Annotated in this window: 12 protein-coding genes; 4 read left to right on the top strand and 8 right to left on the bottom strand. The window is 66.1% G+C overall.

Annotation, left to right across the window (positions count from 1 at the left end; translation table 11 throughout):
• Window positions 1-373: 373 nt before the first annotated feature.
• Together L6Q96_22365 and L6Q96_22360 are read left to right on the top strand one after the other, a co-directional pair.
• Window positions 374-580, top strand: coding sequence for a hypothetical protein (locus tag L6Q96_22365; protein MCK6557294.1), 207 nt, complete (start codon window positions 374-376; stop codon window positions 578-580).
• A 632-nt stretch (window positions 581-1,212) separates the two neighbouring features.
• Window positions 1,213-2,232 (top strand): flippase-like domain-containing protein, encoded by a 1,020-nt coding sequence (locus tag L6Q96_22360; protein ID MCK6557293.1) that lies wholly within the window; start codon window positions 1,213-1,215, stop codon window positions 2,230-2,232.
• Here the strand turns inward: L6Q96_22360 and smpB are convergent.
• From smpB to L6Q96_22340, 4 genes are all read right to left on the bottom strand, one after another.
• The gene (gene smpB, locus L6Q96_22355; GenBank protein ID MCK6557292.1) at window positions 2,219-2,692 is read right to left on the bottom strand and encodes an SsrA-binding protein SmpB; all 474 of its coding nucleotides are present in this window, start codon (window positions 2,690-2,692) and stop codon (window positions 2,219-2,221) included. The genes L6Q96_22360 and smpB overlap by 14 nt on opposite strands.
• A 202-nt stretch (window positions 2,693-2,894) precedes the next feature.
• A complete protein-coding gene (locus L6Q96_22350; GenBank protein ID MCK6557291.1) occupies window positions 2,895-3,281 on the bottom strand; it encodes a type II toxin-antitoxin system VapC family toxin in 387 nt (128 codons plus the stop codon).
• Window positions 3,278-3,520: a type II toxin-antitoxin system prevent-host-death family antitoxin gene (locus tag L6Q96_22345; protein ID MCK6557290.1), complete on the bottom strand. Its 243-nt coding sequence runs from the start codon at window positions 3,518-3,520 to the stop codon at window positions 3,278-3,280. The genes L6Q96_22350 and L6Q96_22345 overlap by 4 nt, the downstream gene beginning before the upstream one ends.
• Before the next feature lie 439 nt (window positions 3,521-3,959).
• On the bottom strand, window positions 3,960-4,289 hold the full coding sequence (locus L6Q96_22340) for a hypothetical protein (protein MCK6557289.1): 330 nt from the start codon (window positions 4,287-4,289) through the stop codon (window positions 3,960-3,962).
• Between the two features lie 849 nt (window positions 4,290-5,138).
• Here L6Q96_22340 and L6Q96_22335 point away from each other — a divergent pair.
• Entirely contained in the window at window positions 5,139-5,939 is an 801-nt protein-coding gene (locus L6Q96_22335; protein ID MCK6557288.1) for an enoyl-CoA hydratase/isomerase family protein, read from the top strand.
• 7 nt (window positions 5,940-5,946) lie between these two features.
• Here the strand turns inward: L6Q96_22335 and L6Q96_22330 are convergent, their stop codons facing one another.
• The 4 genes from L6Q96_22330 to L6Q96_22315 all read right to left on the bottom strand — a co-directional run bounded on the left by L6Q96_22330 (window position 5,947) and on the right by L6Q96_22315 (window position 9,145).
• A complete protein-coding gene (locus L6Q96_22330) occupies window positions 5,947-6,342 on the bottom strand; it encodes an aspartate 1-decarboxylase (GenBank protein ID MCK6557287.1) in 396 nt (131 codons plus the stop codon).
• 105 nt (window positions 6,343-6,447) lie between these two features.
• Window positions 6,448-7,311 carry a pantoate--beta-alanine ligase gene (gene panC / locus L6Q96_22325; GenBank protein MCK6557286.1) on the bottom strand — a complete coding sequence of 288 codons (864 nt, stop codon included), beginning with the start codon at window positions 7,309-7,311 and terminating at the stop codon, window positions 6,448-6,450.
• Window positions 7,312-7,442: 131 nt separating this feature from the next.
• Complete coding sequence (panB, locus tag L6Q96_22320) at window positions 7,443-8,303, bottom strand: 3-methyl-2-oxobutanoate hydroxymethyltransferase (protein MCK6557285.1); 861 nt, start codon at window positions 8,301-8,303, stop codon at window positions 7,443-7,445.
• A 188-nt stretch (window positions 8,304-8,491) separates the two neighbouring features.
• Entirely contained in the window at window positions 8,492-9,145 is a 654-nt protein-coding gene (locus tag L6Q96_22315; GenBank protein ID MCK6557284.1) for a deoxynucleoside kinase, read from the bottom strand.
• Window positions 9,146-9,423: 278 nt separating this feature from the next.
• Between L6Q96_22315 and L6Q96_22310 the strand changes: the two genes are divergently transcribed.
• Window positions 9,424-10,995 (top strand): aldo/keto reductase, encoded by a 1,572-nt coding sequence (locus L6Q96_22310; protein ID MCK6557283.1) that lies wholly within the window; start codon window positions 9,424-9,426, stop codon window positions 10,993-10,995.
• The last annotated feature ends 72 nt before the right edge of the window (window positions 10,996-11,067 follow it).

The raw sequence follows: 11,067 nt of genomic DNA, 5'->3' as shown, positions 1-11,067 counted from the left end.
GCGCCCCGGCTGCGTGCCAGCGCCACCCCTGCCGTCCCGGCGCCGGCCGCCGCGGCTACCGCCGCCCCGGCGGCAAGCCGACTCACCAGTTCACGTCGCGAAAGCATTTCGCACCTCCTTAACGAGTCCCGCCCGGCACCAATGTCATCGTGCCCGCACGATGACGATGCCCGCTTCCAGTTCGAATCGGTAATCGTTAGCTGCTCGGTTTGACTTCTCGGATTCGGCCCTGGCTAACCTTATTCTTCTTGCCGCTACCCAACTGCCTTACATCCCCCCGGGAAAATTCCTCTCGCTACCGAATATAGTCGCGTGCCTACCACGACCCGTGGGAACCGTGGCTGCCGTGGGAACCGTGGCTACCGTGCGAACCATGACTGCCGTGCGAACCATGACTGCCGTGGGAACCATGGCTGCCGTGGGAACCGTGGCTACCGTGGGAACCGTGGCTACCGTGGGAACCGTGACTGCCGTGCGAACCGTGGCTGCCATGAGAGCCGTGGCTACCGTGCGAACCGTGACTGGCATGCGACATGTGCTGCGCGAGCAGCATCTTTTCATTGTGCGGTTGGGTGCGTAGGGCCTCTGCTGCATCCGAGGCATCGAGCGTAGCGTCGGGGTTGATTGCCTGGCGTGCCTCGTCGCGGCTCAAGAACTCGAGGGGGCTCTTCCGCAGTGAGGGGAGTTCCGTTTTCTTCCCGCTCATCTCGCCTCCTTTACCGTGCGCGTCCGGGCCGCGATCGCCGCACAGGGGCACAACCGCGTGGGCGCGCCTCCGCCGCGGCTTGTGTGTAGAAGGTTGTGCGTTCCGACCATCCTGCCCCCTGTGTCCGCGGCTTCTCGCCGCGTAGGCATCCCCTAGCGTTTCGATTCGTTACCACAGTCCCGCGGACTCAGTAAAGAGAAAAGATCAATTATTTGATGGACAGCCTGCCCCGTCGTCGCGATACGGCACGGCGTGCCCCGATTGGTAGCCTCAGGTCGTGCCGGCGCGTCGATCGGGAAGTCGCTGACCCGGCGTTCGGACGGCGGTGCGATTTGGGGTGGGTAATCGACGTGCCGGCACGGAACGCCGGTCAATGGGGCGTGCCGTGCCGCCGGCGGACGATCCATGTGTCAGCCCCGCACGATGCGCTTTGACTTTCGATAATGCCCCCACCAAGATGCGGAACGAGGGGGCACGTGCGGGAACGGTGCTCGACGGATGAAGCTATGAGGCTGCGCTACTCCGCTTCTCTGCTGATCAGGCTGGGCGTCTCGGTTGGTCTCGTGGCGTTGATTGGCCGGCGAGTCGACCTGACGGCAATCGGCAGGGCAGTGGAATCGCTGAGTGCGGTCTCGCTTCTGGTCGCGCTCGGTGTGGCCTTCTTGCAGAAGGCGCTCTGTGTGCAGCGGTGGATCTGGATTCAGCGGCAGCTTGGCCGGGGGTTCGGGTTCTGGCGGGGTCTGCACGTATCGTACGGTGCGTTGTGTCTCGGGCAGGCGTTTCCGTCGTTCGTCGGGGGCGACGCTTACCGCGCTTACTGGTTGTATCAAGAGGGTCACTCGGGCGGAGCGGCCTTGCGGGGCGTGTTCCTCGATCGGGCAAGCGCCGTTGTCGTGCTGGTCTTCATGCTGGTTGCGGGCGTGCCGTGGATATTGATTCGGTTCGACGATGCCGGTGCGTTGAGCGCCATCTTCGCGGTTCTGGCCGGCGGTCTTGTCGGCACCGTGGCGCTCTTCGGCGGCGATGCCATGCCCGCGCGCTGGCGGCGCTGGCGGCTGCTGGCCGAGATGGCGACGTTGTCGGCAACGGCGCGTGCGGTGCTGCTGGCGCCGGGCACGGGTTCGCGGGTCAACGGCATGTCGCTGGCAGCGCACGTTGCCGGGGCCGGGGCGCTGTGGATGGTTGCGCGAGACATGGGCTTGCCGGTCCATCTGCGCGACTGCCTGGTGCTGGTGCCGCTGGTCATGCTGGTTTCGGCGGTGCCGCTCTCGATCGCCGGCTGGGGAATAAGGGAAAGCGTGATGGTGTCGGTTCTGCCGGCGCTCGGCGTCGAAACGGAGGCGGCGCTGGTGCTGTCGCTGGTGCTCGGGTTCGTGGCGCTGTTCCATGGCATCGTCGGGGCGATACCGCTGGCGTTCGGTCCCGTGCAACTGCGCGCGGTGCGGCGCGCCGGGTTGCGCCGTACCGTCGCAGGTGGGCCGGTGGCGAAGGGGCTCCCGGAGGCCGGCGTTCTCACCGCCCCCTGACGGCGCGTTCGACTTCGCGCCTGGTCTCGCGCTCCTTAATGGCCTCGCGCTTGTCGTAGAGTTTCTTGCCGCGACCGAGTCCGAGTTCGACCTTGGCGCGCCCGTGTTTGAAGTAGATCCGCAGCGGCACCAGAGTCAGTCCCTTCTCTTTGATCTTGCCGCCGAGTCTCTCGATCTCGCGCCGGTGCAGCAGCAGCTTGCGGGTTCGGCGCGGATCGTGGCCGAAGCGCGATGCCGGTGTGTACTCGTTGATGTGAGCGTTGAACAGGAATACCTCGCCCCGACTGATGCGCCCGTAGCTGTCCTTGAGCTGCGCCTTGCCGTCACGCAGCGATTTCACCTCGCTGCCCGTCAGCACGAGCCCCGCCTCGATGGTTTCCTCGATGAAGTAATCGTGCCGCGCCCGGCGATTCACGGCGACATCGCGCTGCGCAGCCAAACGTTCCCTGGTGTCGGCCATCGGCGGCACGGTAGCATCCGCCAGGGAGGAACGCTCAACCCTCAGCGCGGGCTTAGTCCGCAACCCGATGAGGACACGACGGAATCCGTCACCCTGGCGAAAGCGGGGGTCCGGCGGCAGAACTGTCCGAATCGCGCACCGTCCCTCCGCACCCCTCTCTCTGGCCTGTAAAGGGGCGATTTGGACTACGTTCTGGCCACTGTCAAACGCAGCGAATCGGGCCCGGATATCGCCCCAGCAGCGGATCGGCCGTGAGGAGTGTTACGCTCTCGACCTGCGCCTGGGCAAGGAGCAGCCGGTCGAACGGGTCCTTGTGGATCGGCTGCAGGCTGTCTACGGCCAGCGCATGCTCGCCGCGGATGGCCAGTTCGGCGTAGCCGTTGTCGAGCAGGCCGCGGCGCAGCACGCGCGGATCGACGCGGAAGTCGTCCCGCCCGAGGCTGCGCTTGATGACGATTTCCCAAAGGCTAGCCACGCTGAACAGCAGTTCGTTGCGCGAATCGTTGATCAGCTTGCGTGCAACCGCCGGCAAGCGCTTCGGCGCGCCGGCGGCCCACAACAGCAGGTGCGTATCGAGCAGCAGCTTCATGAGCCGGTGAAGACCCGTTCGATTTCCGCCGCGCCCATACGGTCGAAATCGTCGGGCACGCTGATCTGCCCGGCCATGAAGCCGAGGCGTTTCTTCTCGCCCGCTTCCGGCGCATCCAGCGGCATGACCTTCACCAGCGGTTTGCCGGCCCTGGCGATGACGAAGGGCTCGCCCTTCGCCGCCCGATCGACCAGCCGCGAGAGCTGGGTCTTGGCTTCGTGAATATTGACCGTGCGCATCGCGCCCTCCAGCGGACTAAGTTTTGTTAGTCTAGTCCACCGCGTACCCGCGGGCAAATGCAGGCTTTCGCCAACGCGATCGCACCCTTTTTCACCGTCGGCGGATAGCCCGCACAAACGCTCTGCATCCCGATGGGGCGCGCCGGTCCTCGACGCCCCGGTACGGTCCCGAGGGGGAGGCACCTCGCCAGGGGCCCGAAATGGCTCAGGTTCGCTCAACGAAGCCCCAGCCTCCAACCGCCAGCCCCATCTGTCTTGCCCCCATTTGTGTCTTACCGACTGCCAGATATACAGCGCCCCACCTCCGCTGCGCGCCCATTCTACGGCCGTCGCCGCAAGCCCAACAAGGGCTCGAAGTCGCTACTACATCGCATTCTCGGCGATGCGCGCGCTCGCGGTTGAGCAAACTCCAGCACTTCTCCACGGCCGAACCCGGCGATTAAGAAATGAGGGCGAGCTTCGGCGTCATGCCCTTCCGGCTCGGGGGGACCTCGATCGGGATCGACGTCGTCGCCGCGCCGACGAACAGGCTGGCCTCGGGTGCCTGCGCCAGGCCGGTAAACGGCGTCGACCCGTCGCCGGGAATCGGTTCCGGATTGCGTGGCAGCGGTTGCCGCTCGGAAGCCGGCGATCGACGTTCTCCGGCCGCCGCCTGGCGTTCGGCGGCACGTTCCACCAAATACACCCGCCGTTGCCGCATCGCCTCCAGTCGATGCACAAGGCCGGCTTCAACCTCGGCTTCGGTGAGCAAGCGGGGCGGTGTGCGCATCCCGCGCAGAACCTGCGCAAGTGCGGGGCGCACTCCCGATCCCAACGGCGCCACCAAGTATGCCGTCACACCGACGACGAGTGTCAGAAAGATCGCCGCTCCGAGCCGCCACCGCCGGCGCCGCCGATCCTTCGCACGGGCTCGCCGTCGCGCAGTGCGACCCCCAGCATTTGCGGCTGTACCCTGCGATCGCCCACGTCCGGTCGTTTGCCGCATGATCACCCCTCCAGGCCGGGCGAACGCTAGCGCGAAACCTGTTCGGGGGGGGGGATGACGGAGATCAGGACCTTAACTGATGCAGACTGACGTACTCGCACGATGTGACCCCATGTGCACGGGCCGCTCAGGCCTATAAGCGAAGTAAGCCTCGTCGATGTCATGGCTGCCTCGGATCCAAGTCCCCAGATGCGAACTTGATCGGCGAGAGTCCCATCTGTTCGCGGGGCACGTTGATAGAAGTCTCGAATGAGCGAAGCATCGTGTCCGGAATCGACCCAACCCACGCACTTCCGCTCGCGCCCAGGTGCCGCTCTTCTTGAGTCAGTGGTCGAAGACGCACGATTGGAGGCTGTGGCTCGACGCCGCCACCCCTATAGGGCTTGTAGCCGGGAGCAAGGCAAACCAGGTAGACGGGCTCAATGCCGCCAGCGAAGAACGGGCGAGAGCGGCGCGGGAGGTGAAACCGCCCTTCGGTGTCCGCCACGGCGCCGCGTATACTCCAGCGCCCGGCCCACGTAAACCGAACATATCGTGACCCGCCGGTTACCCGCTAACCGGCCGCGGCGCGCCGGGCGCGTACCTTGACCCAGGCTTGCGTCGCAGGCAGTTGCCTAGCCTGGAGGACCCGACATGCCAGACCTGCTCTACGACAAGGCCGACCACGTCGCGACCATAACCCTGAACCGCCCGGAGCGGCTGAACGCCATCAGTTTCGAGATGCTCGATCTGTTGACGCAGCGCCTCGGCGAAGCCGACGCCGATACCGACGTTCGGGTCATCGTTCTCACGGGGGCCGGGCGTGGTTTCTGCAGCGGTCTGGACCTGAAGGATGCCGCGGCTGGGAAGGGCATCGGCGGCACTGGCGTGCTCTCTCCCGGAGGTGGGGCGCAGCACTTCAACACGCGCAACCTGCCGACCACGGTGCTCAACGAACTCGACACGCCCATCATCGCCGCCATCAACGGTCCGGCGGCCGGTTACGGTCTCGACCTCGCCCTCGGGTGCGACATGCGCGTGATGAGCGAGGCGACGAAGCTGATTCCGGGCTTTGCCCGCCGCGCGGTCATTCCGGAAAGCGGCGGGACCTGGTACCTGCCGCGGCTCGTCGGCTGGGCGAAGGCCTGCGAGATAGGTTTCCTGGGCGACGACCTGCCGGCACTGCGCGCTCTTGAGCTCGGGCTGGTCAACAAGGTCGTGCCCGCCGATCGGCTGTTGGACGAAGTGCGTGACTGGGCGACCAAAATCGCCAACAACGCCCCGCTGGCCATCCAGGCGATGAAACGCCTCTACCGCCACGGGCTCTCGCAGGACTTCGAGTCGCACTCGCACCACGTGCTCATGCAACTCATGCTGCTCTTCCGCTCGCAGGACTTTATGGAAGGCATTCAGTCGTTCATGGAAAAACGGGCGCCGCGCTTCGCGGGCAGGTGAGGCCTCCTCACCCCCACGCGTCCGCCACCTCGGCCTGCCCGGCGCGCTCGCCGCGTTCCGTTACCGGGCGATTGCGCGCGTCGACGAAGACGCAACGCGGTGTCCAGGCCCGGGCTTCGTCATCCCGAACTGCGGCCCACGCGGCGATAATGACCAGGTCGCCGCGGCTGGCTCGGTGAGCCGCGGCGCCGTTGATGCACACCACGCCCGAACCGCGCCGCCCGGCGAGGGCGTACGTCGTGAAGCGCTCGCCGTTGGTGACGTTCCAGATATCCACCTGCTCGTGGGGCAGGATGTCGGCTCGCTCGAGCAGATCGACGTCGATTGTAACGCTGCCCTCGTAGTGCAAGTCGGCGCCGGTTACCGTGGCGCGGTGGATCTTGCCTCGCAGCATGGTGCGCATCTCAGTTGCCTCCGGTGGAAAGTTCCAGGTCGCAAGTCTCGATTCCAAAGTCCTCGATCCGGGTTTTCGAATCCCAACTGTCGCGGCCGCGGGATCGGTCGGTGGTCATCGCCGGTTGTCCGCGGGTTCGTTCAGGACGAGGTTGTCGATGAGGCGGGTCTTGCCCACGAACGCGGCCACGGCGAGCAGGGTGCGGCCGCTTACCGCCGCCACCGCTTCCAGGGTGTCGGCATCGACCAGCTCGGCGTAGTCGAGATGGGCGAGCGGTTCGCTGCCGATACGCTCGCGCACACCGTCGAGCACCTTGCCCGCATCGGTTTCGCCGGCGTCGACCAGCGCCGCCGCGTGCCGCAGTGCGCGCGAGAGGCAGAGGGCCGCCTTGCGCTCGGCGGTCGATAAGTAGGCGTTGCGCGAACTCATCGCGAGTCCGTCCGCTTCGCGCACCAGCGGAGCGCCGACGATCTCGATGTCGAAGTCGAGGTCGGCGACCATGCGCTTGATGACCGCGTATTGCTGGTAGTCCTTGCGGCCGAAGACGGCGACGTGCGGTTTTACGATGTTGAACAGCTTGGCCACCACCGTCGTCACGCCGCGGAAGTGCGTCGGGCGACTGGCGCCGCACAGGCCGCGGGTCAGTCGATCCACAACTACGGTCGTCTGCGCGCCGGGCGGGTACATGGCCTCGACCGCCGGCAGGAAGAGGACATCCGTGCCTGCGCCGGCGAGCAATTCGGTGTCTCGCGGAATGCCCGACGGGTATCTGGTCAGATCCTCGTGGGCGCCGAACTGCAGCGGATTGACGAAGATGGATGCGACCACGCAATCGCTGCGCCGCCGCGCTTCGTGGATCAAACTCAGATGCCCTTCGTGCAGATAGCCCATGGTCGGCACGAAGCCGATGCGGCGACCGGCGGCGCGCCGGGCCTCGGACCACTGCTGCATGGCGGTTACGGCGTTGAGGACGTCCATTGGCGGGTCGAGCCGTCGATAAGCCGAGGGGTGGGGTCGCTCTGCGTCTGAAGAACGCCGGTCTGGCCTTGTAACTCCTCGGCGCCGCGGACCTTCGAGTTCTCGACTCCTTGCCTCCTTGTCCGGCTCCGCTACGCGTCCGCCAGGATCCGATCCCCCCGGGGAACGCTCGCAAGGGAACGGAAGGCGTGCGCCTCGGTTGGGAAGCGCCGCGTACGCACCTCGGCGGCATAGGCTCCGATGGCGTCGCGGGCGGTGTCCCACAGCGCGGCGTAGCGTTTCGCGAAGCGCGGCGAGGTCCGGTCACAGAGCCCGAGGACGTCGTGGAGCACGAGGATCTGGCCGTCGCAGTGGGGGCCGGCGCCGATGCCGACGGTGGGGATCGAGAGGCGGCCGGTGATCTCGGCGGCGAGGTCCATGGGGATCCCTTCGAGCACGACGGCAAAGGCGCCCGCTTCTTCGACGGCGAGCGCATCCTCGATCACCCGGTCGCGTTCGCCGGGTCGGTCGCCGCGCTTGCGGCCCTGAACCTTGTGCCCGCCCATGCGGTGCACGGACTGCGGAGTCAGGCCGATGTGACCCATGACCGGGATGTCGACGCCGCTGATGGCGCGGATCGTTTCGGCCATGGCGATCCCGCCCTCGAGCTTCACCGCCTCGGCACCGCCGTCTTTGAGCAGGCGCCCGGCATTGGCCACCGCCTCGGCAGTCGACACCTGATAGGACAGGAACGGCAGGTCGCCGACCAGCAAGGCGCGCTGACGGCCGCGCGCCACCATGCGGCAGTGGTAGACCATCTCGTCCATCGTCACCGGCAGGGTGGTGTCCATGCCCTGGACGACCATGCCGAGCGAGTCGCCCACCAGCAGGAGGTCGACGCCCGCCTGGTCGGCAATGCGCGCGAAGGGGAAGTCGTAGGCGGTCAGCGCCACGATGGGGTCGCTGCTGCCTTTGCGCCTCACGAGTTCCGGGACCGTGATTTTGCGCTCCATAATAGAAAAGCCCTCCGACTCGACCGCAGCCGGAGGGCTGGCATAGTGCCGCTTCGTAGCTTCGGTCCGCCCGTGGGGTCCCGGGTCGACACCTGTTGTCGCCCGGCACACGCCGTTCCGATGGCTGCGAATCCCCGATCCGTGTCGGGGACGCTCCGTCTCGGTCCTAACTCCGGCGCCGGCCGGGGTTATCTGGATCCAAGCGGAATATAATGTTGCACACCGCGCCCCATGCTCCTGATCTCGCGGATCAGGTCGGCCAACTCGTCCGAGTGAGCGACGAAGTCCACCGCGGAACTGTTGACCACCAGCAGGGGTGTTTCATCGTACGCAAAGAAAAAGTCCCGATACGTCTCCGCTATTCTTTCCAAGTATTCGGGCGATATGCGTCTCTCGTAATCCCGATCGCGCCGGCGCAGCCGTTCGTAGAGCACGTCGCCGGAAGCCTGTAAGTACACTACGAGATCCGGTTTTGGCAAGCGGGCGTCGAGTAGATGGAAGAGCTGGCGATAGAGAGCGAGTTCTTCGGCATCGAGGTTCGCCTGGGCGAAGATCTGGTCCTTGGCAAACAAATAGTCGGCGACGGTGCTCTGGTTGAACAGGTCCTGCTGGGCAAGCTGCTGCTGCTGCCGGTAGCGGCTGAGTAGAAAGTAGAGCTGGGTCTGAAAGGCGTAACCGCCCGGGTCCTCGTAGAACCGGCGCAGGAACGGATTGTCGTCGACCTGTTCGAGCACCAATCGGGCGTCGAACGCGTCGGCGAGCAGACGGGCCAGGGTCGTCTTGCCGACGCCTATCGGTCCCTCGACGACGATGTAGCGGGCGCTGTTGCTGGCGCGGTCCATGGACGATGGGCGGCAACTACCACAGGGTGGCGGGGGGAGACAAATTGGGCGTGAGGTCCTGGGGTCCTGGGGTCTTGATCTCCTCGGGGCGAAATGGGTCGGAGGGCGAGTTACACGAGCCCGTGTTCGGAGTCGGAGCGACGGGCGGTGCGATCCGGTGGCTCTGGCTCGTGTAACTCGCCCCGCCGAAGTTCCGCCCCCCCCCCCAAGCCCTCCATAGACTCCCCGCGGTCGCCCCGGTATCGTTTCATCGTCACTTAGAGCAGGAGGCTTACGCAATGACCTGTCCGCGATGCAATGCGCAGCGGGTGGACCGGGTGGTCCGCGTGCGCCGTTTGCCGGTTGTCGGCCTGTACTTGCTGGGGTTCGGGTTGGCCTATGTTTTCGGTGGGCAGTACCTCCACGACCTGGTCGAGGGGGTGCAGCGCAGTCTGTTGCCGGGCTGGAAGGTCGCGGTTCCGGCCGTGGTCCTGGTTTGCGCGGTCATCGCCGGGTTCGCGCGTTGGCGGCAACAGGTGTGCGAGAAATGCGGCGGGCCGGCCCCCGGCTGGCTGCTGGAGGCGCTGGCGCAGGCGCGTTCGGAACGTCTCGCCGCCGCACCGACGCGGCGTGCGGTGCTGCGGACCATGGGCGCCGCCGGCACCGGCATCGGCGCGATTGCGGGCGGTTTCGGGTTGGCCGTCGGCCGCAACCTGGGGTGGGTTCCGGTAGCGCGGAGTATGTTCTTCACGGAGGTCGAGAAGGACGCGAAGAACCGGCCGGACGCCTGGCGCGATGCACGGATCGTCAGTTATCGCCGGCTGGGGCGCACTAACGCGATGGTGTCGGACATATCCCTGGGTTCCGGACGCATCAGCGACGTCGCGGTTGCCCGGGCAGCGCTCGACCGTGGCATCACCTACTTCGACACCGCCCCCGACTACGCGCAGACCGGGTCGGAACGAGTGCTGGGGGAAGCGATGAAGGGCCGGCGCGACAAGGTGTTTCTGGCGACCAAGTTTTGCGTCGCCGACGGGCATCTGCCCAATGACACGCCGGTGCCGAAGGTGATGGAAGCCGTCGAGGCCAGTCTCCGCCGCTTACAGACGGACTACGTCGACCTGATCCACATTCATTCCTGCGACCGCGTGGAGCGGCTGCTCGCGCCCAACATCCACGAGGCGTTCGATCGCCTCAAGGAGCAGGGCAAGGCACGGTTCATGGGAGTGAGCACGCACACGCCGAATCTCGAGGCGGTGGCCAACGCGGCCATCGACTCCGGGCGCTTCGACGTGATGATGCTGGCTTATCACCACGGCATGTGGTCGCAGATGGAAGCGATCCTGCAGAAGGCGAAGGCGCAGGATATCGGTATCGTTGCCATGAAGACCCTGAAAGGTGCCAAGCACGAGAACCTGGCCGGCTTCCGTGACGATTCGGGTGCATACTCCCACGCGGCATTTCGCTGGGTGCTGTCGAACCCGTGCGTGTCCTGCCTGGTGATCTCGATCGCCACCCACGATCAGGTCGAGGAGTATGTTGCCGCCTCGGGCACCCGGCCGCGCCCGGACGACCTGGCGCGGTTGCAGAAGTACGACCGCCTGGTGGCCGGCGATTACTGTCAGCCGCATTGCGGGGCCTGCCTGAGCAGTTGTCCCGAGGGGTTGCCGATCAATGACATCATGCGTTACCGCATGTACTTCCAGGACTACGGCTGGGAGAAGGAAGGTATGCGCCTCTACGCGCGCCTCGACCGCGGTGCGAGCGCGTGCGCGACCTGCACAGCGCCGTGCACGGCGACCTGTCCTGCCGGCGTGCCGATCCGCGAGAAGATGCTCGACGCCCATGCGAAGCTGAGGCTGGTCGGGTAGAGGACTCGTCGTCCGTCGCTCAGCGCGGGCTACCGCCCGCAACCCAAAGCGAACAACCAGCCCGTTCGCCCC

Source organism: Candidatus Binatia bacterium, assembly GCA_023150935.1.
Classification (GTDB): Bacteria; Desulfobacterota; Binatia; order HRBIN30; family HRBIN30; genus JAKLJW01.
The sequence above is the reverse complement of the archived record's forward strand: the minus strand, read 5'-3'. Positions and strand labels throughout refer to the sequence as shown.